This window comes from Bradyrhizobium diazoefficiens (assembly GCF_016616235.1).
GTDB classification, from domain to species: Bacteria; Pseudomonadota; Alphaproteobacteria; order Rhizobiales; family Xanthobacteraceae; genus Bradyrhizobium; species Bradyrhizobium diazoefficiens_H.
On the sequence record NZ_CP067100.1, the window covers coordinates 514694 to 535837 of the forward strand.

Annotated in this window: 17 protein-coding genes; 13 read left to right on the forward strand and 4 right to left on the reverse strand. The window is 64.7% G+C overall.

Features of this window, described 5'->3' with window-relative positions; all coding sequences use genetic code 11:
- Window positions 1-128: 128 nt before the first annotated feature.
- The 5 genes from odhB to JJB99_RS02460 all read left to right on the forward strand — a co-directional run bounded on the left by odhB (window position 129) and on the right by JJB99_RS02460 (window position 5687).
- Window positions 129-1370: a 2-oxoglutarate dehydrogenase complex dihydrolipoyllysine-residue succinyltransferase gene (gene odhB, locus JJB99_RS02440; protein WP_200497229.1), complete on the forward strand. Its 1242-nt coding sequence runs from the start codon at window positions 129-131 to the stop codon at window positions 1368-1370.
- 54 nt (window positions 1371-1424) lie between these two features.
- Window positions 1425-2186, forward strand: a complete 762-nt coding sequence (locus JJB99_RS02445; RefSeq protein WP_200497230.1) for an SDR family oxidoreductase — start codon at window positions 1425-1427, stop codon at window positions 2184-2186.
- A gap of 57 nt (window positions 2187-2243) precedes the next feature.
- Window positions 2244-3644, forward strand: coding sequence for a dihydrolipoyl dehydrogenase (gene lpdA / locus JJB99_RS02450; RefSeq protein WP_200497231.1), 1401 nt, complete (start codon window positions 2244-2246; stop codon window positions 3642-3644).
- A 34-nt stretch (window positions 3645-3678) separates the two neighbouring features.
- Window positions 3679-4209: a hypothetical protein gene (locus tag JJB99_RS02455; RefSeq protein WP_200497232.1), complete on the forward strand. Its 531-nt coding sequence runs from the start codon at window positions 3679-3681 to the stop codon at window positions 4207-4209.
- 113 nt (window positions 4210-4322) lie between these two features.
- On the forward strand, window positions 4323-5687 hold the full coding sequence (locus JJB99_RS02460; RefSeq protein WP_210347628.1) for an IS30 family transposase: 1365 nt from the start codon (window positions 4323-4325) through the stop codon (window positions 5685-5687).
- Window positions 5688-5804: 117 nt separating this feature from the next.
- On the opposite strand, the gene JJB99_RS02465 is transcribed toward JJB99_RS02460, so the two are convergent.
- Together JJB99_RS02465 and JJB99_RS02470 are read right to left on the reverse strand one after the other, a co-directional pair.
- Complete coding sequence (locus JJB99_RS02465; protein ID WP_200497233.1) at window positions 5805-6395, reverse strand: DUF4337 domain-containing protein; 591 nt, start codon at window positions 6393-6395, stop codon at window positions 5805-5807.
- 121 nt (window positions 6396-6516) lie between these two features.
- A complete protein-coding gene (locus JJB99_RS02470; protein WP_200497234.1) occupies window positions 6517-7482 on the reverse strand; it encodes a tyrosine recombinase XerC in 966 nt (321 codons plus the stop codon).
- 122 nt (window positions 7483-7604) lie between these two features.
- On the opposite strand from JJB99_RS02470, the gene JJB99_RS02475 reads away from it, so the two are divergent.
- Complete coding sequence (locus JJB99_RS02475; RefSeq protein ID WP_200497235.1) at window positions 7605-9815, forward strand: primosomal protein N'; 2211 nt, start codon at window positions 7605-7607, stop codon at window positions 9813-9815.
- Window positions 9816-10010: 195 nt separating this feature from the next.
- On the opposite strand, the gene JJB99_RS02480 is transcribed toward JJB99_RS02475, so the two are convergent.
- Both JJB99_RS02480 and JJB99_RS02485 read right to left on the reverse strand, forming a co-directional pair.
- Entirely contained in the window at window positions 10011-11165 is a 1155-nt protein-coding gene (locus tag JJB99_RS02480) for an IS481 family transposase (RefSeq protein WP_200493737.1), read from the reverse strand.
- 275 nt (window positions 11166-11440) lie between these two features.
- On the reverse strand, window positions 11441-11944 hold the full coding sequence (locus JJB99_RS02485; RefSeq protein WP_200497236.1) for a septal ring lytic transglycosylase RlpA family protein: 504 nt from the start codon (window positions 11942-11944) through the stop codon (window positions 11441-11443).
- Between the two features lie 659 nt (window positions 11945-12603).
- Here JJB99_RS02485 and JJB99_RS02490 point away from each other — a divergent pair.
- From JJB99_RS02490 to JJB99_RS02520, 7 genes are all read left to right on the forward strand, one after another.
- Entirely contained in the window at window positions 12604-13164 is a 561-nt protein-coding gene (locus JJB99_RS02490) for a F0F1 ATP synthase subunit delta (protein WP_200500020.1), read from the forward strand.
- Entirely contained in the window at window positions 13164-14693 is a 1530-nt protein-coding gene (gene atpA, locus JJB99_RS02495) for a F0F1 ATP synthase subunit alpha (RefSeq protein ID WP_200497237.1), read from the forward strand. The genes JJB99_RS02490 and atpA overlap by 1 nt, the downstream gene beginning before the upstream one ends.
- 178 nt (window positions 14694-14871) lie before the next feature.
- On the forward strand, window positions 14872-15744 hold the full coding sequence (locus JJB99_RS02500; protein ID WP_200497238.1) for a F0F1 ATP synthase subunit gamma: 873 nt from the start codon (window positions 14872-14874) through the stop codon (window positions 15742-15744).
- Window positions 15745-15827: 83 nt separating this feature from the next.
- Window positions 15828-17261, forward strand: a complete 1434-nt coding sequence (gene atpD / locus JJB99_RS02505; protein ID WP_200497239.1) for a F0F1 ATP synthase subunit beta — start codon at window positions 15828-15830, stop codon at window positions 17259-17261.
- A gap of 94 nt (window positions 17262-17355) precedes the next feature.
- Window positions 17356-17763 (forward strand): F0F1 ATP synthase subunit epsilon, encoded by a 408-nt coding sequence (locus JJB99_RS02510; protein ID WP_200497240.1) that lies wholly within the window; start codon window positions 17356-17358, stop codon window positions 17761-17763.
- Window positions 17764-17914: 151 nt separating this feature from the next.
- A complete protein-coding gene (locus tag JJB99_RS02515) occupies window positions 17915-19570 on the forward strand; it encodes an adenylate/guanylate cyclase domain-containing protein (protein WP_200497241.1) in 1656 nt (551 codons plus the stop codon).
- Window positions 19571-19705: 135 nt separating this feature from the next.
- Window positions 19706-20911 carry an IS4 family transposase gene (locus JJB99_RS02520; RefSeq protein ID WP_200497242.1) on the forward strand — a complete coding sequence of 402 codons (1206 nt, stop codon included), beginning with the start codon at window positions 19706-19708 and terminating at the stop codon, window positions 20909-20911.
- Window positions 20912-21144: the final 233 nt, after the last annotated feature.

Genomic DNA, 21144 nt, shown 5'->3' on the forward strand with positions numbered 1-21144 from the left:
ATTGTCATGCCCCGCGAAGGCGAGGCATCCAGTACGCCGTGGCGTTCGTTCGATCCAAGATCGTCACGGAGTACTGGATCGTCCGCCTGCGCGGACGATGACGGCCAAAAACGATCGAGGAAAAGACCATGACTGAAATTCGTGTGCCGACGCTCGGCGAATCCGTCACCGAGGCTACCATCGGCCGCTGGTTCAAGAAGGCCGGCGACCCGGTCGCCGTCGACGAGCCCCTGGTGGAGCTCGAGACCGACAAGGTCACTATCGAGGTCCCGGCACCCTCCGCCGGCACGCTGAGCGAGATCATCGCCGCCGATGGCACAACCGTTGCTGTGGGCGCGCTGCTCGGCCAGATCACCGAAGGCGCCGGCGCTGCCAAGCCCGCGGCCGCTCCCGCCAAGCCTGCCGCTGCTGCTGCGGCGCCCGCGGCGCCGGCTGCTGCGCCCGCCGTGCCGAAGGCACCGCCGGCCGATGCGCCGCTCGCCCCGTCCGTCCGCAAGCTCTCCGCGGAGAGCGGCGTCGATGCCTCGACCGTTCCGGGCTCGGGCAAGGACGGCCGCGTCACCAAGGGCGACATGCTCGCCGCGATCGAGCGTGCGGCCTCGGCGCCGACCCCGGTCAACCAGCCCGCCGCCGCCGTGCAGGTTCGTGCGCCGTCACCGGCCGATGACGCCGCCCGCGAGGAGCGCGTCAAGATGACACGGCTGCGCCAGACCATCGCGCGCCGCCTCAAGGACGTGCAGAACACCGCGGCCATGCTGACGACCTTCAACGAGGTCGACATGACCAACGTCATGGCGCTGCGTGCGCACTACAAGGACGCGTTCGAGAAGAAGCACGGCTCCAAGCTCGGCTTCATGGGCTTCTTCACCAAGGCCGTCGTGCAGGCGCTGAAGGATATCCCGGCCGTCAATGCCGAGATCGACGGCACCGACCTGATCTACAAGAATTATTATCACATCGGCGTCGCCGTGGGCACCGACAAGGGTCTCGTCGTGCCCGTGGTGCGCGACTGCGACCACAAGTCGATCGCCGACATCGAGAAGGGCATCGCCGATTTCGGCCGCCGCGCCCGTGACGGCCAGCTCAAGATCGACGAGATGCAGGGCGGCACCTTCACCATCACCAACGGCGGCATCTACGGCTCGCTGATGTCGACCCCGATCCTGAACGCGCCGCAGTCCGGCATTCTCGGCATGCACAAGATCCAGGAGCGCCCGATGGTCGTCGGCGGCAAGATCGAGGTCCGCCCGATGATGTATCTGGCGCTGTCCTACGATCACCGCGTCATCGACGGCAAGGAAGCCGTCACCTTCCTGGTTCGCGTCAAGGAGAGCCTGGAAGATCCGGCGCGCCTGGTGCTCGATCTCTGATTCCTGATGCTCTGCGAGCGCCGTCGCGACTGACGCGGCGGCGCGTGTCGAACCATGGAGGCGCGCGTGACGGATAAAGTCGTTGTCATCACCGGCGGCAGCCGCGGCATTGGCCGTGCGACCGCGCTTGCGGCGACCGCGCGCGGCTACCGGGTCGTCGTGGGCTATGCCAGCAGCAAGCAGGCTGCCGACGAAGTGGTCGCACAGATCGAGGCCAGCAACGGCAAGGCCATCGCGGTGAAATGCGATGTCGCCGAGGAAGGCGACATCCTCGAGCTGTTCAAGCAAGCCGACAAGTTCGGCACGTTAGCGGCCCTCGTCAACAATGGCGGCATCGTCGGCAAGAGCGGCGTGCGCGTCGACGAGATGTCGGCCGAGCGCATCCAACGCGTGATGGCGGTCAACGTCACCGGCTCGATCCTGTGCGCGCGCGAAGCCGTCAAACGCATGTCGACCAAGCACGGCGGCAAGGGTGGCGTCATCGTCAATTTGTCATCGGTCGCTGCCAAGCTCGGCGCGCCCAATACCTATGTCGATTATGCCGCCTCCAAGGGCGCGATCGATTCCTTCACCATCGGCCTCGGTTACGAGGTCGCCAGCGAAGGCATTCGCGTCGCCGGCATTCGCCCCGGACTGATCGACACCGAAATCCACGCCGCCGGTGGCGAGCCCGACCGCGCCCATCGTCTGGCCCATCTGGTGCCGATGAAGCGCGTCGGTAGCGCAGATGAAATCGCCAACGCCATCGTCTGGCTGATCTCGGACGAGGCGTCCTATGTCACCGCAGCCATTCTCGATGTGTCCGGCGGACGCTGACGCGCCGCGCGGACGCTGACACATCCTCATCACGCTAAACTCACGGGACCTTCTCTCATGGCTACCTACGATCTCGTCGTCATCGGCACCGGACCGGGCGGTTATGTCTGCGCGGTGCGCGCCAGCCAGCTCGGCATGAAGGTCGCCGTGATCGAAAAGAACGCCACGCTCGGCGGCACCTGCCTCAATGTCGGCTGCATGCCGTCCAAGGCGCTGCTGCACGCCTCCGAGATGTTCGAGGAAGCCGGGCACTCGTTCGCCAAGATGGGCGTCTCCGTTTCCGCGCCGAAGCTCGATCTGCCGGCGATGATGAACTTCAAGCAGCAGGGCATCGACGGCAACGTCAAGGGCGTCGAGTTCCTGATGAAGAAGAACAAGATCGACGTGCTCAAGGGTACCGGCAAGATTTTGGGCACCGGCAAGGTCGAAGTCTCCGCCGATGGCAAGTCGCAGGTCGTCGAGACCAGGAACATCGTGATCGCGACGGGCTCGGACATCGCGCGTCTCAAGGGCATCGAGATCGACGAAAAGCGCATCGTCTCCTCGACCGGCGCGCTGTCGCTGGACAAGGTGCCCGGCAAGCTCCTCATCGTCGGCGCCGGCGTGATCGGCCTCGAGCTCGGCTCGGTCTGGCATCGCTTGGGCGCCGACGTCGTCGTTGTCGAATTTTTGGACCGTATCCTGCCCGGCATGGATGGCGAGATCGCCAGGCAGTTCCAGCGTATTCTGGAAAAGCAGGGCTTTTCGTTCAAGCTCGGCGCCAAGGTCACGGCCGTCGATACCTCAGGCAAGACGCTGAAGGCGACGGTCGAGCCTGCCGCCGGTGGCACTGCCGAGACGCTGGAAGCCGACGTCGTGCTCGTCTGCATCGGCCGCGTGCCGTACACCGACGGTCTTGGCCTCAAGGAAGCCGGTGTCGCGCTCGACAATCGCGGCCGCGTCCAGATCGATCCGCATTTCGCCACCAGCCTTAGGGGCGTCTATGCCATCGGCGACGTCGTCGCCGGTCCCATGCTCGCGCACAAGGCCGAGGATGAAGGCGTGGCCGTTGCGGAGATCATCGCGGGCCAGGCCGGCCACGTGAACTACGACGTTATCCCAGGCGTCGTGTATACCACGCCGGAAGTGTCCTCCGTCGGCAAGACCGAGGAGGAGCTGAAGCAGGCGGGCGTCGCCTACACCGTCGGCAAGTTTCCCTTTACCGCCAACGGCCGTTCCAAGGTCAACCAGACCACTGATGGCTTTGTGAAGATTCTCGCAGATGCGAAGACCGATCGCGTGCTCGGCGTGCACATTGTCGGCATCGAGGCCGGCGAAATGATCCACGAAGCCTGCGTCCTCATGGAATTCGGCGGCAGTGCAGAAGATCTCGCCCGCACCTGCCACGCGCATCCGACCCGCTCCGAGGCCATTAAGGAAGCCGCGCTTGCGGTGGGCAAGCGGGCCATCCATATGTAGCTACGCGCCCAGCGCCGAATCGGGCGGGAAACATATGCTGCGCCGCCTTCTTCAACCGGTCTGGGTCCTGCTGGCGATCATCTTCCTGATCGAAGCCTGGCTGTGGGACCATCTCGAGCCGATCGTTGCAAAGGTCGTCGCAGCCATTCCGCTCGCGCGCTTCAAGCAATGGCTCACGGAGCGCGTCGATGCGCTGCCTCCGGCCATGACGCTGATCGTGTTCGTGGTGCCGATCATCCCGCTGTTTCCGCTCAAGCTGATCGGGCTGTATTTGCTCACCCATGAATACTGGCTGACCGGCGTATCCACGTTCCTGTTCGCAAAGCTGCTCGGCGTCGGCGTCACCGCCTTCGTGTTCGACGTCACCCGCGACAAGCTCTTGGAGATGCGCTGGTTCGAGCGGCTGTATGAGCTCGTCTTGAAGCTGCGTGCAAAGGCGCACCTGCTGGTCGACCCGGTCAAGCAGCGGATCAGGGAGCTGATCAGCGGTAATGGCGAAGGCTGGTCCGCCCGCACGCTGCGCTTGATCCAGCGTTTCAGAAAGAGCGTGCACGAGGCGCGCTGAGCGTCCGCCGCAGACTCGCTTTCGCCACACACTCGCCGTCATCGCCCGGCTTGACCGGGCGATCCAGGGCGGCTTCAACCGCTCGTCGCAACACTTCAGCAAAGGAGGTTGCGATGGAGAACTATGTGCGATCAGGTCGGCCCCGAGAGGCGCTACGAAGGCATTACAGACCGTTCTGGGCTGCGATTGCTTCGGGACGATCGAGCGAGGATGCTGCGGTTGAGGCCGGGGTGTCGCCGGCGATCGGAGTACGCTGGTTCCGGAGGGCAGGCGGTATGCCGCCAACACATTTATCGCGGTCGTCCAAGCCTGCATCGGAGCGCTACCTCTCGTTCGCGGAACGTGAGGAGATTGCCATCTTGCGTGCACAGGGTCATGGGGTGCGAGCGATCGCTCGTCGGCTCGATCGGCCTCCATGCACGATCTCTCGTGAACTCCGGCGCAATGTGGCGCGCCGCCACGGTGCTCCAGAGTACCGAGCGACCACAGCACAATGGCACGCTGATCGGTCTGCCCGACGGCCCAAGTTGGCGAAGTTGGCCGTCAATCCGGCCCTGCGGGATTATGTGCAGGACAGGCTTGCCGGTATGATCGCCAAGCCGGACGGGGAACTCCTCGTTGGCCCGAAGGTCGTGTGGAAGGGACGCCGGGCTGTGCATCGGCAAAACCGACGCTGGGCGAGGGCATGGAGCCCCGAACAGATTTCTCGGCGACTTCGGCTCGACTTTCCCGAGGATGAGGCGATGCGCATCAGTCACGAGGCGATCTATCAGGCGCTTTATGTGCAGGGTCGAGGAGCTTTGCGCCGCGAACTGACGGCCTGCTTGCGCACCGGGCGGGCATTGCGGATGCCGAGAGCGCGCGTCCGTAAAGGCCGAAGCTTCATTCCTTCCGAGATCATGATCAGTCAGCGTCCGGCGGAGGCCGCTGATCGCGCGGTGCCGGGCCACTGGGAAGGTGACCTCATTATGGGTCTGGGAAGCTCCGCGATCGGCACCCTGGTGGAGCGTACGACCCGTTTTACCATCCTGTTGCATCTGCCGCGTATGACGGACCAGGAACGGGAAGCTGGGGTGAAAGGATCTGCACTCGCCGGACATGGCGCTGAAGCCGTGCGCGACGCCATCACCCGCGCAATCTTCACCATGCCCGAGCAACTGCGCCGGTCGCTGACCTGGGATCAAGGAGCTGAGTTGGCTCAGCATGCACGTCTGAGAATTGACGCAGGCGTGCAGGTCTACTTCTGCGACCCTCATAGCCCATGGCAGCGCGGCACCAACGAGAACACCAATGGGTTGCTGCGCCAGTACTTTCCCAAAGGGACCGATCTCAGCATGCACAACGCCGATGACCTTGAGGGCGTCGCTCTTGCTCTCAATACCAGGCCTAGGAAAACCCTAGGCTGGAAAACACCAGCGGAAACTCTCGACCAATTGCTCCGAGTGAGCGATACACAGCGTGTTGCGACGAGCGATTGAATCCGCCCAGTACGCCGTGACGGCAGTGATGGAGCCGATAGGCCGCGGCGTCCTGGATGCCCCGCCTTCGCGGGGCATGACACTGTTTGTGTGGCGGCGCGTGTACCGCCTCAACCCTCAATGCAAATGCAGCAGATGCGGCCACCACAGGCCAAGCGCGGTCATGACGAGGCCGGCGAGCGTCAGGACGCCGCTGACATAGGCGAGCGCGATCATGCTGGTGATGATGGTGGCCGAGGCCAGCACGATGCCGATCTGGAAAGCGGCGGACGCCAGCTCGAAGTGATGGTATTTCGCGGTCGCCTCGTCGCGCTCGTGCTCGGCGTGCTTGGCCTTCTCGGCGAGCTGCTCGGTGCCTTCGCCGGTCTCGGGCTCGGAACGGTAGCGCTGCGCGGTCTTGGTCCAGTCGTCGATCTGCTTCTGCAGTGCCGCCTTCTGGGCGTCGTCGGCCGTACCAGCCAGCGTGAGCTTGCCCTGTTCGGCCGCGGTCGCGACCACGGTGCGGCGGATGCTCTTGGCCTGGAAGAACGCCCAGAGATTGGCGGCCTCGACGTTCTTGCTGATCGATTCGGTCTGCGCGCCCTTGCCGAGCGTCTCCGAGATCGCCAGGAACAGCGCCAGCACGGCAATCAGAAGGGCGATCTTCTTGTTCGAGCCGGACGCGTGTTCGGCGTGCTCGGCATGCTCCATGCTTTCATGTGCGCTCATCAATCCCTCCTGCCTGTTTATCAACGATTGACCGAACCGTGCGACCGGCGCAAGAGGCACGCAGGCTGTGACAGCTTCATGTCAGGATTCGGCGGCAATTGCGCGCCGGTTCAGCGTCCGTTCACCGCCGCGGATGCGCGCTGGCATAGACTTCCAGCAGCCGCTCGGAATCGATGCCGGTATAGACCTGCGTCGTCGAGAGCGAGGAGTGGCCGAGCAATTCCTGGATGGCGCGCAGATCGCCGCCGCGTGACAGTAGATGCGTGGCAAAGGAATGGCGCAGCGCGTGCGGCGTCGCGCTGTCGGGCAGGCCGAGCGCGCCGCGCAGCCGCTCCATCGCGAGCTGGATGATGCGCGGGCTCAAGGGGCCGCCGCGCGCGCCGACAAAGATCGGGCCCTCGGCGGGCAGTGGATACGGGCACATCGCAACGTAGTCCTGCACCAGCGCCAGCACGTTTTGCAGCACCGGCACCATGCGGGTCTTGTTGCCCTTGCCCGTCACGATCAGCACGTCGCCTTCGCCGGGCCGCGGCACCTCGCGGCGCTTCAGGCCCAGCGCCTCGGAGATGCGCAGGCCCGATCCATAGAGCAGCGCCATCACGGCGGCGTCGCGCAGCAGGATCCAGGTCTCGCGGTCCTCGCCGGCGCGCTCGTCGGCATCGGCAAGGCGCTTGGCCGATGCCATCGGCAGCGGCTTTGGCAGGCTCTTGGCGACCTTCGGCGCGCGGATGGCCGTGAGTGCGCCGACCTTGCCCTTGCCCTCGCGCTCGAGGAAGCGGCCGAACGAGCGCAGGCCCGCCAGCGCGCGCATCAGCGAGCGGCCGGCGATGTCGTCGGCGCGGCGCATCGCCATGAAGGCACGGATGTCGGTGGCTTCGAGCGCGGCGAAGCGCGCCAGCGTCACGCGCTCGCCCCAATGGCTGCAAAGGAAATCCAGGCACTGCCGCAAGTCGCGGCCATAGGCCTCGAGCGTCTTCGGCGACAGCCGCCGCTCGGCGCCGAGATGCGCCAGCCAGCGCGTCATCTCCTGCGCGATCGAGGGATCGGCGCTGGCGAGCTCGATTTGGGGGGCGGCCGCTTTGCTCATGCGCTCTGGACGGAATGATTCCGCACAGTATATCGCATCACACCCGTTTATCGTTCGCTAAGGCCGCCTCGGGCCGCTAGCCTGAACGCCCAAGGTTCCGATTCTCCCTCCAAAGCCCATTGATGGATCATTCGTCGCGCAGCAACGCCGCCCCCGCCACCGCGACCCGCATGGTCGACGTGCTGGTGCCGGTCGCGCTCGACCAGACCTATTCCTACAAGGTGCCGCGCGGGATGGAGCTGAAGGCCGGCGATCTCGTCGGCGTGCCGCTCGGGCCGCGCGAGGTGCTCGCCGTGGTCTGGGCCGAAAACGCCAATCCGGATCCGCGCCTGCACAACCGCCTCAAGGAGGTCAGCGAGAAGCTCGACGTCCCGCCGCTCAAGCCAGAGCTGCGCCAGGTCGTCGACTGGGTCGCGAATTACACGCTGAGCCCGCGCGGGATGGTGCTGCGCATGTGCCTGCGCATGGGCGAGAACCTCGGCCCCGAGCGGGTCCGCGCCGGCGTACGCTTGACTGGTGATCCGCCAAAACGGCTGACGCCGGCGCGGCAGCGCGTGATCGAGCTGTTGTCGGACCGGCTGCTGCACGGCAAGTCGGAAGTCGTCAAGGAGGCCGGCGTTTCCGCCGGCGTGATCGACGGCCTCGTCGACGAAGGCACGCTGACGGTCGAGCCGATGCCGCCGCCTCCGCCGCCACCTAGCCCCGATCCGGATTTTGGCCGGCCGGATTTCACACAGCTGCAGCGCGCCGCGGTCGATACGATGCGCGCCCTTGCGGCCAACGGCACCTTCCACGTCGCGCTGCTCGATGGCGTCACCGGCTCCGGCAAGACCGAGGTCTATTTCGAAGCGGTCGCTGAAGCGATCCGCCGCGGAAAACAGTCGCTGATCCTGATGCCGGAGATCGCGCTCACCGGCCAGTTCCTCGACCGCTTTGCGCAGCGCTTCGGCGTGCGCCCGATCGAATGGCACTCCGAGCTGACGCCGCGCACCCGCGCGCGCAATTGGGCAGCAATCTCCGAGGGCTCAGCGCCGGTCGTGGTCGGCGCGCGCTCGGCGCTGTTTCTGCCTTATGCCAACCTCGGTCTCATCGTGGTCGATGAGGAGCACGATCAGGCCTACAAGCAGGATGAGGGCGTGCATTACCACGCCCGCGACATGGCGGTGGTGCGCGCGCATATCGCAAAGATCCCGGTCGTGCTGGCCTCGGCGACGCCCTCGGTCGAATCCGAGGTCAATGCGCGCAAGAACCGCTATCAGCGCATTGCGTTGCCCTCGCGTTTCGGCGGCCAGCACATGCCGCATATCGAAGCCATCGACATGCGCCGCGAGCCGCCCGCGCGCGGCCGCTATATCTCGCCGCGGCTTGCTGGCGAAATCAGGACCGCGATCGAGCGGCGCGAGCAGGCGCTCTTGTTCCTCAACCGCCGCGGCTACGCACCGCTGACGCTGTGCCGCGCCTGCGGCCATCGCTTCGCCTGCACCATCTGCGATGCCTGGCTGGTCGATCACAGATTCCGCCAGCGCCTCGTCTGTCATCATTGTGGCTTCTCGGTGCCGCGCCCGCATATCTGTCCGAACTGCTCGGCCGAGGAATCGCTGGTCGCAGTCGGTCCCGGCGTCGAGCGTTTGCAAGAAGAGGCCGCCGCGCTGTTCCCCGAAGCGCGCACCATGGTGCTGTCGAGCGATCTCATCACCTCGATCGAGACCATGCGGAGCGAGCTCGCCGAGATCGCGCAGGGCCGCGTCGACATCATCATCGGCACGCAGCTCGTGGCCAAGGGCCACAATTTTCCGCGGTTGAATCTGGTCGGCGTGGTCGACGCCGATCTCGGCCTCTCCAACGGCGATCCGCGCGCGGCGGAACGCACCTGGCAATTGCTCAACCAGGTGATCGGCCGCGCCGGCCGCGAGCAGGGCCGCGGCGTCGGCTATCTCCAGACCCACCAGCCCAATCATCCCGTGATGAAAGCGCTGATCGCCTGCGACCGCGAGGCCTTTTACGACAGCGAGATCGATCTGCGCGAGAAGACGCTCTATCCGCCGTTCGGACGCCTCGCGAGCCTGATCATCTCCGCCGGCGACCGCCCGAGTGCCGAAGGTTTTGGCCGCCGCCTCGTGACGCTCGCGCCGCGCGACGAGCGCGTGGTGGTGCTGGGCCCGGCGGAAGCCCCGCTCGCCGTCATCAAGGGCCGCTACCGCTTCCGCATCCTGGTGAAATCGGCGCGCGGCTTCGATCTCTCGGACTATTTGCGCAACTGGCTCGCGGTCTGCCCGAAGCCGACTGGCAATCAAAAGCTAGAGGTGGACGTCGACCCGCAGAGCTTTTTGTAAGGACTGCCGCCGCGAGGCACCCTGCGCTCCCTCCCCCCTTGTGGGGGAGGGCAGGGGAGGGGGTAGCCCCGGAAAAGGTGTGAGTGAGAGCCACAAGATGCTTTTAGGCAATCGAGGGAATCCCCGTGTGGCACCCCCCTCTGTCCAGCGGATGGATGGGTAACAAAACAGACCGGATGGATAGGTAACAATCGTTCATGGTTTGGTCGGCTGCGGCGCTGCGCTAGCGCAGCGCCGCAGCCTGCGTGTTTTCTGGTCGATGATGCCGATCGGTATGTGGAAGAAGCGCACTTGCCATTGCCCATCGGCGGCCTCCTCGACGGCAACGGCCTCACCAATGAGAGCGCTGGAGATGTGAATGAGTTCGCCGCGCCACTTGATCTCGCCGTTGGAGCGGACCTGGCGCACCGCGGCTTCGGCTGGATAATCCGGCTCCGGAAGCCGCCTCGGCATCGCACGAGACGAAGGCTGATAGACGCTGGCAGGTGGGCGCTGGCCAAGTGACTCGTGCGGTCGTTCTTCGTTGTAGTCGCGCACGAATGCCGCGAAGCGACGAGCCTGCGCGGCCTGGGTCGGCGGCGGCGGCTGCATGGCCTCCAGAAGCGTGAGGTGAAAACGCTCGTGGCGGCCGTTCTGCTGTGGATGGCCGGGATCAATCCGTTCATGGCGGATGCCAAGCTTGATCCACCATACCGACAGTGCCGTCAGGCCCGTGGTTCCGGTCGAGGCGAACGGCGAGCCGTTGTCGGAGCGGATGATCTGCGGCAAGCCGTACTCGCGAAACGCCCGCTCCAGCAGCGGTTGGCACTCGGCATGTTGCGTGCTGCCCGTCGCCGCCAGGCTAATCAAATAGCGGCTGAAGCCATCGGTCACCGTGAACGGTTCAACGCGAGATCCGTCGCCCAGGCGGATCCAGCCCTTGTGATCGAGCGCCCATACATGGTTGGCATGCTGAGGCACCGTCAGTTGCCCCATGCGCGGCGGCGCACGCCGCCGGGTCCGACGGTTGCTCACCAGTCCCGCCCGTTTGAGAATCCCGCCCGCCGTCGAGGCCGACGGCCAATCGACGTCCCCTTGGCGAGCCTCAAGTTTGCTGACGATCTTGCGCGGTCCCCAGCTCGGCCGCTCAAGCCGCAGCCCCACAATCGCATCCACGATGTGCTGTGGTGTCGCCCGTCCATGAACCCGCGCGGCATGGGAGCGATCCGCCAGCCCGGCAGGTCCTTCCAACCGGTAGCGCTCCAGCCACTTATAACCGGTCTTGCGGCTAATCTCGTAGCGCTCGCAAAGCTCCGTCATCGTCCACAAGCCGGTTCGCTGATCCGAGATGAAGCGAACTCGTTCGTCCATTGTACAGCTCTCCCGCCAAGGCATCGGCTGATCCTCCCAGCCGACAGAGAACTGTCACCCATCCATCCGGTCTACTCTGTTACCTATCTATCCGGTCTGGACACCTCCCTAACCCTCCCCCACAAGGGGGGAGGGAACGCAGCCGTGTGCTTCACTCACTTCATTGCAATAACGGAAGAACAAAAAGCCCGCGGTCCCCCAAGACCGCGGGCTTGTTTCACGCGTGCATCAAACTGATGAAAACTGCGCGTGTGATGTAAGGCGCGTCGAACGCCTTAGGAGACGACTTCCGCGGTGACGCGGCCGACACCAGCACCGGTGAGGCCGATGGCACGCGCGGCGCCCGTGGAGAGGTCGAGGACACGGCCGCGCACGAACGGGCCACGGTCGTTGACGGTAACGATGACGCTCTGGCCGCCATGGGTGACGCGCAGCTTGGTGCCGAACGGCAGCGAACGGTGCGCCGCGGTCAAGGCGTTCTGGTTGAAGCGCTGGCCCGACGCGGTCCGGCTGCCGGACTCGTTGCCGTAGTAGGAAGCCATGCCCGAGAAGCTGCGGCCGGTGCCGGAGGACGGCGTCATCGCCGCATTGGCGTTGCGCCAATCCGGGCCGGAATTGGTGTCGGCCTGGGCGTGGTGGCGGTGATGGTGAGAGTGGCGGTGAGGCCGGGATTTCGCGGAAGCTTCGGTGGCAGTTCCACCGACGATGAGAGTTGCGGCAACAAAGGCAATCGCCGTGCGCGGCCGGGTCACAGAGCCCAGCGTCTTCAAAGATAGCATTTAGTGGTCCCTAAGCTAGTATTGCCACAAATGTGGCAAGTGGAGCCCCCATCAGTTTGTGAGCGGGACGGCGTTTCGATTCCCAATGAGGCATGAATTGGGCAGTAAATCTGTTCTATGTCGTGCTGTAATATCTTGTGACTGGCATCGATATTGCAGCCGATGCTCCGTAACCTTGATTTTTAACGATTCGTTTACCGTCATATTACTTGCGAATACTGTAGAACGAAGTTGTCGTTCCCATTGTTTAGAATTCGATAAGTATTCGGTGGTGGAGGCGAGCGAGCCAGGATTCACGGCTCAGCGATCCGTGTTCATGGCCGCTATGCGCTGGGAGCAGGAACGAACGGGCGAGATGCCGCCGTAAGGCTCGCGGCAATTCCGTGTCATGGGAGGTCGTTGGCCGGTCGTCTGGCAAGCCTTCTCATGCGCGATCTGGCTGCGACGAACTGGCGAGCGAACCACGTGCCTTTAATTTGGCGTCATGTTGCACCTGCGCGCCTGCTATGTTAGCAAAGCCGCGATTTTTACGGACCCGGCGCCTCCCGTGCCGGCCGAAAATCGAAGTCCCGCTTGAATTCCAAGGGCTTGGATCGCTAGGCGCCGCTTCGTGGCGACGGTTTTTCCCTTGCGAGTTTGACAGCAAAAAGAGCGCGTCTGTGGCTGCAGAAGATACGTCCGTTTCCGGTGTGTCGGGCCGTTATGCAACGGCCTTGTTTGAACTGGCCCGCGACCAGAAAGTGGTCGACGAGGTCAAAGCCGATCTCGATAAATTCGAGGCCCTGCTGAACGAGAGCGCCGATCTCAAGCGCCTCGTCCGCAGCCCGGTGTTCGCGGCCGACGCCCAGTCCAGGGCCCTGTCGGCGGTGCTGGACAAGGCCGGCATTGCCGGCATCTCCGCCAATTTTCTCAAAGTGCTGACCGCCAACCGCCGCCTCTTCGCGGTGTCCGACGTCCTCCGCGCCTATCGCGCCCTCGTCGCCAGGTTCAAGGGCGAGACGACGGCCGACGTCACGGTGGCGGAAGCACTCTCCGACAAGAATCTCGACGCCCTCAAGGTTGCCCTGAAGTCGGTGACCGGCAAGGACGTCGCGCTGAACGTGAAAGTCGATCCCGCGATCATCGGTGGCCTCGTCGTCAAGCTGGGCAGCCGCATGGTCGATGGTTCGCTTCGCACCAAACTCAATTCGATCAAGCACGCGATGAAAGAGGCAGGCTGATGGACATCCGCGCCGCGGAAATTTCCGCGATCCTCAAGGACCAGATCAAGAATTTCGGCCAGGAAGCTGAAGTCTCCGAAGTCGGACAGGTGCTGTCCGTCGGCGACGGCATCGCCCGCGTCTACGGTCTGGACAACGTCCAGGCCGGTGAAATGGTCGAGTTCGAGAACGGCACCCGCGGCATGGCGCTGAACCTCGAGACCGACAATGTCGGTGTCGTTATTTTCGGTGCCGACCGCGAGATCAAGGAAGGCCAGACCGTCAAGCGCACCCGCGCCATCGTGGACGCGCCGGTCGGCAAGGGCCTGCTCGGCCGCGTCGTCGACGCGCTCGGCAACCCGATCGACGGCAAAGGCCCGATCCAGGCCGACAAGCGCATGCGCGTCGACGTCAAGGCACCCGGCATCATTCCGCGCAAGTCGGTGAGCGAGCCGATGGCGACCGGCCTCAAGGCGATCGACGCCCTGATCCCGATCGGCCGCGGCCAGCGCGAGTTGATCATCGGCGACCGCCAGACCGGCAAGACCGCGATCGCGCTCGACACCATCCTGAACCAGAAGCCGCTCAACGCGCAGCCCGATGAGAACATCAAGCTGTACTGCGTCTACGTCGCGGTCGGCCAGAAGCGCTCCACCGTCGCCCAGTTCGTGAAGGTGCTGGAAGAGCAGGGCGCGCTCGAATACTCGATCGTCGTCGCCGCCACCGCGTCGGATCCGGCGCCGATGCAGTACATCGCGCCGTTCACCGCCTGCACCATGGGCGAATTTTTCCGCGACAACGGCATGCATGCCGTCATCATCTATGACGATCTGTCCAAGCAGGCCGTCGCCTACCGCCAGATGTCGCTGCTGCTGCGCCGCCCGCCGGGCCGCGAAGCCTATCCCGGTGACGTGTTCTATCTGCATTCCCGCCTGCTCGAGCGCGCGGCGAAGCTCAGCAAGGACCACGGCTCGGGCTCGCTGACGGCGCTGCCTGTTATCGAAACCCAGGCCAACGACGTGTCGGCCTACATCCCGACCAACGTCATCTCGATTACCGACGGTCAGATCTTCCTGGAAACCGACCTGTTCTTCCAGGGCATCCGTCCCGCGGTGAACGTCGGTCTGTCGGTGTCGCGCGTCGGCTCCTCGGCGCAGACCAAGGCCACCAAGAAGGTCGCCGGCAAGATCAAGGGCGAGCTCGCGCAGTACCGCGAAATGGCGGCGTTCGCGCAGTTCGGCTCCGACTTGGACGCCTCGACCCAGCGCCTGCTCAACCGCGGTTCGCGCCTGACCGAGCTCCTGAAGCAGCCGCAGTTCTCGCCGCTGAAGATGGAAGAGCAGGTCTGCGTGATCTGGGCCGGCACCAACGGCTATCTCGATCCGCTCCCGGTCAACAAGGTGCGTGGGTTCGAGGACGGCCTGCTGTCGCTGCTGCGCGGCAAGCATGTCGACATCCTCAACACGATCCGCGACAGCCGTGACCTCTCGGATGACACCGCCGCCAAGCTGAAGTCGGTGGTCGAAGGTTTCGCGAAGAGCTTCGCGTAAGAAAGAGCCGTCATGGCCGGGCTAAAGCGCGAAGCGCGTCTTCGCATTTGATGTCCCGGCCATCCACGCATCGCTGCGTGGAAGGTAAAGACGTGGATGCCCGGGACGAGCCCGGGCATGACGATAGGGACAGGCTAGCGGTCCGACGCACCAGTCGAACCGCCGGGGTGAACGAAGAATGGCGTCACTTAAAGACATGCGCGTCCGCATCGCCTCCACCAAGGCGACGCAAAAGATCACCAAGGCCATGCAGATGGTCGCAGCCTCCAAGCTGCGCCGCGCGCAGACCGCGGCGGAAGCTGCGCGTCCCTATGCCGACAAGATGAGCGCGGTGATCTCCAACATCGCCAGCGCCGCTGCGGGCTCGCCCGGCGCGCCGACGCTGCTGGCCGGCACCGGCCGCGATCAGGTTCACCTGCTGCTGGTCTGCACCGGCGAGCGCGGCCTATCAGGCGCCTTCAACTCCTCGATCGTGCGCCTGGCCCGCGAGCGCGCCCTGGCGCTGATCGCGCAGGGCAAGGAAGTGAAATTCTTCTGCGTCGGCCGCAAGGGCTACGAGCAGCTCCGCCGCCAGTTCGACAAGCAGATCGTCGAGCATCTCGATTTGCGCAGCGTCCGCCAGCTCGGTTTCGTCAACGCCGAGGACATCGCCAAGAAGGTTCTGGCGCGCTTCGATGCCGGCGAGTTCGACGTCTGCACGCTGTTCTTCTCGCGCTTCAAGTCGGTCATCGCGCAGATCCCGACCGCCCAGCAGGTCATCCCGCTGGTGGTCGAGGAAGGCGCTGCCGCCAGCACGACCTCCTACGAATACGAGCCGGAAGAGGACGAGATTCTCACGCGTCTTCTGCCGCGCAATCTCGCGGTCCAGATCTTCCGCGCGCTGCTCGAGAACAACGCTTCGTTCTACGGCGCGCAGATGAGCGCGATGGACAATGCGACGCGCAACGCCGGCGAAATGATCCGCAAGCAGACGCTGGTCTACAACCGCACGCGTCAGGCGCAGATCACCAAGGAACTGATCGAAATCATCTCGGGCGCCGAGGCCGTCTAGCAAAGACGCATCGGTACCCATCTCACCCAACATCCCGGTCACGCTGACCGTGGTTTAGAAGTTCGGATCGAAGGAGACATTCAATGGCAGCCCAGGTCGGTCGCGTCACCCAGGTCATCGGCGCCGTCGTCGACGTGCAGTTCGAAGGCCACCTCCCGGCCATTCTCAATTCGCTCGAGACCAAGAACGGCGGCAACCGCCTGGTGCTCGAAGTCGCCCAGCATCTCGGCGAGTCCACCGTCCGCACCATCGCGATGGACACCACCGAAGGTCTGGTCCGCGGCCAGGAAGTCACCGACACCGGCGCTCCGATCCGCGTTCCCGTCGGCGAAGGCACGCTCGGCCGCATCATCAACGTCATCGGCGAGCCGATCGACGAAGCCGGTCCGGTCAAGACCGATGGCCTGCGCGCGATCCACCAGGAAGCCCCGACCTACACCGACCAGTCGACCGAGGCCGAAATTCTCGTCACCGGCATCAAGGTCGTGGATCTGCTCGCGCCCTATGCCAAGGGCGGCAAGATCGGCCTGTTCGGCGGCGCCGGCGTCGGCAAGACCGTGCTGATCCAGGAGCTGATCAACAACGTCGCGAAGGCGCACGGCGGTTACTCCGTGTTCGCCGGCGTCGGCGAGCGGACCCGCGAGGGCAACGACCTCTATCACGAGTTCATCGAGTCCAAGGTCAATGCCGATCCGAAGAATCCGGATCCGAGCGTGAAGTCGAAGTGCGCGCTGGTGTTCGGCCAGATGAACGAGCCGCCCGGCGCCCGCGCCCGCGTTGCGCTCACTGGTCTCACCATCGCGGAAGACTTCCGCGACAAGGGCCAGGACGTGCTGTTCTTCGTCGACAACATCTTCCGCTTCACCCAGGCCGGCTCGGAAGTGTCGGCGCTCTTGGGTCGTATTCCTTCGGCGGTGGGTTATCAGCCGACGCTCGCCACCGACATGGGCGCGCTGCAGGAACGCATCACCACCACGCAGAAGGGCTCGATCACCTCGGTGCAGGCCATCTACGTTCCGGCCGACGACTTGACCGACCCGGCGCCCGCGACCTCGTTCGCGCATCTTGACGCGACTACCACGCTGTCGCGTTCGATCGCCGAAAAGGGCATCTATCCGGCGGTGGACCCGCTCGATTCGACCTCGCGCATGCTCTCCCCGCTGGTCGTCGGCGAGGAGCATTACGCCGTCGCCCGTCAGGTCCAGCAGGTGCTGCAGCGCTACAAGGCGCTTCAGGACATCATCGCCATTCTCGGCATGGACGAGCTGTCGGAAGAGGACAAGCTGACCGTGGCCCGCGCCCGCAAGGTCGAGCGCTTCATGTCGCAGCCGTTCCACGTCGCCGAAATCTTCACGGGCTCGCCGGGCAAGTTCGTCGACCTCGCCGACACCATCAAGGGCTTCAAGGGCCTGGTGGAAGGCAAGTACGATCACCTGCCGGAAGCCGCCTTCTACATGGTCGGCACCATCGAAGAGGCGGTCGAGAAGGGCAAGAAGCTGGCGGCGGAAGCTGCCTGAGGGGCGAATGGCGAATAGGGAGTAGCGAAATAGAGGCGCTGCTCCCACTCGGTTCGCTACTCGCCATTCGCTATTCGCTATTCGCAGGTACACCATGGCCACCTTCCATTTCGATCTCGTCTCTCCGGAAAAGCTCGCCTTCTCGGGCGAGGTCGATCAGGTCGACGTTCCCGGCGTCGAGGGTGATTTCGGCGTGCTGGCGGGTCATGCACCGGTCGTGGCTGCGATCCGCCCGGGCATCCTCACCATCACCACCGCCGGCAGGCACGAGAAGGTCATCGTGCTCGGCGGCCTCGCTGAAGTCTCCGAAAGCGGTCTGACCGTGCTCGCCGACGTCGCGACCTCGCTGGCCGAACTCGACCGTGCCCAGTTCGCCGAGACCATCTCGGAGATGGAAGAAGGCCTGAAGGAGCACGAGGGCAGCGAGCTCGATCAAGCCATCGAGCGGCTCGACCACTTCAAGAGCATTCAGCAGCAGCTCAGCTCCACGGCTATGCACTAAGCCCCGGTGCACTGCGCCGGGGCCCGACGCTCTAGATTCCTGAACAAGTTCAGCGCTCGTCACGGAAGTGGCGGGCGCTGAAACTTTGTTGCACCGCGCTGGAGATAGCGGCATTCTGCCGCCGCGAACGAGGTTCCAGGGCAGGTCGCAGATGAAGCGCAAGATCGCAGCGATTTTCGCAGCCGATATTGCCGGTTACTCAAGACTGGTCGCGGAGGACGAAGAGGAGACGCTGCGGCGTCTCGCCTCCTATCGCGAGGTCATCGACGATTTCATCGCGAAAGCGAACGGGCGCATCTTCAACACGGCCGGCGATGCCGTGCTCGCGGAATTTCCGAGCGCGGTGGACGCGGTGCGCTGCGCGATCGACATCCAGGAGTCCTTGCGGACCCGCAACATGGCCTATCCGCCGAGCCGGCAGATGTCGTTCCGCATCGGCATCACCATCGGCGATGTGGTCGAGCGCAACGGCGATCTGTTGGGGGACGGCGTCAACATCGCGGCGCGGCTCGAAGGGCTGGCCGAGGTCGGCGGCATCTGCGTCTCCCGGGCCGTGCACGAGCAGGTCGCCAACAAGCTCTCGGTGCAATTCGCCGATATCGGCGCGCAGGAGGTCAAGAACATCCCGACGCCCGTGCACGCCTACATGGTGGCGATGCGGCGCGAGGACGGCACCTACGCCAAGCCGCAGCTGAAGAAACCGGCCTCCAAGCTCGCTGCCGCGCCGGTGTGGATGTGGCCGCTGGTCGTTGCCATTGTCTCGATCGTCGCCATCGGCGTCAGCGGCTTCCTCTACAACACCAAGCTCAAGCAGGGCGCAACCGTCGCGGCGACGCCGGCTGCCGCGCCAAGCGCTGCGCCGACCGCGGTGGCCGCCGCGCCGAGCCCAAGGCCGTCGCAATCTGCAAAGATGCCGGTGATGCCGATGGCTCCGGCGAATGCCGCGATGGCTCCGATGCCGTCACCATCCGCAGCGCCGGCGACAGGCAAGCTCGCCGCCGACAGCGTGCCTTTCATCAATGAGCGCGTCCGCAATTACCTCGCCGGCGACTACGCCGCGGCCGGCGACTACAAGGCTTTCGCGCTCAACATCGCCGGGTTCACCGGCTCTGCGCTGAATCAGCCGAACGAGGAAGCCGCGCGCAACATGGCGCTCGAGCAGTGCCAGAAGCGCGCCGATGCCGCGCAATCGCCGCGGCACTGCGAGCTCTATGCGCTCGGCGACACCATCGTCTACACCCGCGGCAAGCCGCCGATGCCTCAGGCTCCCTATTTCCGGCACGATCCCATGACCGAACGGGCCTTCGCATCGAAGGATTTTCCGATCGTGCGCGAGCAGCAAAGGGTCCGGCTCGAGAACATGTTCGTGCCCGCGGCGAAATCCCGGACCATCGCCCTCGGCCCGGGCGGACAATACTTCATGGTGCTGGGCGCATCGTCCGCCGAGGAATCGGCGCGGCGTTCGCTGGAATCGTGCGGCGCCGTCGCCGGCGTTGCCTGCATGATCGTCGCGGTCGACGACAATTTCGTCGTGCCGATCCCGAGCCTGCTCAGGATCACCGGCTTCTTCCACGCCGCGAGCAATGCCTCGATCGTGGCCGATGCGCGCGACGAGGTCGTGCGCAGGCTCGGCGATGCCATGGGCTGGAACGCCGTCGCCGTCGGCGCCGCAGGCCGCCCGGGCCTCGGCCTCAAGGCCGCCGACGAGCAGACCGCGGTCAACTCCGCGCTCGCCGAGTGCGCCAAACGCGACAGCGACTGCCACGTCATCGCGATTGGCCCGTTCACGGTGGGACCGACGAATTAAGCCTTTGCTCCGAATCGAGCCCGACTAGCGCGCCGACAAAAGTGCGTTCCCTCCCCCCTTGTGGGGGAGGGCTAGGGACATTTGCGCTAGGTTTAGCTCTAGACACGAAGAATCTCGATATGATTCAAGGTTGGGATGAAGATTCGTCCAGAGATTTTGGATCATTGGCCGGAGGTGAGTGCGCAGCTTCCGGTGGGCTTTGACTTGGAAGCAACCGCGCGGTCGCGCGGGGCGCTCACGCGGGTACGGGAGATCAAGAGCGCCGAGACGCTGTTGCGGCTGGCACTTGCCTATGGCGGTCTCGGCATGTCGCTGCGCGAGACCTGTGCGTGGGCCAAGGCTGGCGGGATCGCAAGCTTGTCCGATCCATCCCTGCTTGAGCGGCTGTGCAAAGCGGCCCCCTGGCTCGGCGAGATCGTAGCAGCGCTGATTGTCGAGCAAGCCAAAGTTCCGGCAGGACGCTGGGCCGGGTATCGTCTGCGCGCCCTCGACGGGACATCGATCTGCGAACCGGGAGCAGACCGCACTACATGGCGGCTGCATGTCGGCTATGACCTGGCAACGGGTCAGGTTGATCAGCTCGAGTTGACCGACGGGCGTGGTGCCGAGAATCTTCAGCGCCTTACTTACGCATCCGGCGATGTCGTACTGGGCGACCGCTATTATGCGAGGCCGCGCGATCTGCGGCCGGTGATCGAAGCCGGTGCAGACTTCATCGTGCGAACCGGCTGGGACTCGTTGCGCCTGTTGCAGGCCAACGGCGAGCCCCTCGATCTGTTTGCCGCGCTCGCGGCTCAGGCTGAACAGGAAGGCGAACTGCAAGTCCGTGTCTATGAAGGTACGACAGAGAGCCCGCCGCCAGAGCCGCTGATCTTGCGACTGGTTGTCCGACGCAAGGATCCGGAACAGGCGGAAGCCGAGCGCAAGCGCCTGCTCAAGGACGCCAAGAAGCGCGGCAAGCAGCCCGATCCGCGCAGTCTGGAGGCTGCGAAGTACATCCTTCTTCTGACCTCGCTGCCAGCCGGCAGCTTCCCGCCGGCCGACATCCTCGCCCTCTATCGCTTCCGCTGGCAGATCGAGCTGGCGTTCAAGCGGTTCAAGAGCCTGGCCGGCCTCGACATGCTGCCGGCCAAGAAGCCTGAACTTGCACGGGCATGGATTTACGCCAGACTGATCGTGGCCATCATCGCTGAACAGATCGCCGGGCAAGTCCCGGACTCTTCCCCCTCTGGACGCGACGACACCACCGGCAAGCCCTTCGCGCTGGCGCCTTATGAAGATTGCCCTGGCGAGCATTCACGCCGCCATCCGTGGACCACTTCTGTGGCAGGCCATTCGTAATCTCTTCAGCCGAACCCGCCGCCACCTCTGTGAGCCTCCGCGGCGGCGCCGAAAACAACACGACGATCTCCGCGCTCGACTAACCTAGCGCCTATGAGGGCTAGGGAGAGGGGTAGCCCAGCAAAGACCGCCGGCTATTGGCCGTCGATTGAGGCGCGAGGGCTCGGATAGAATCCCCGTGTGGCACCCCCCTTCCTGCCCCTCCCCCACAAGGGGGGAGGGAATGAGAGAGC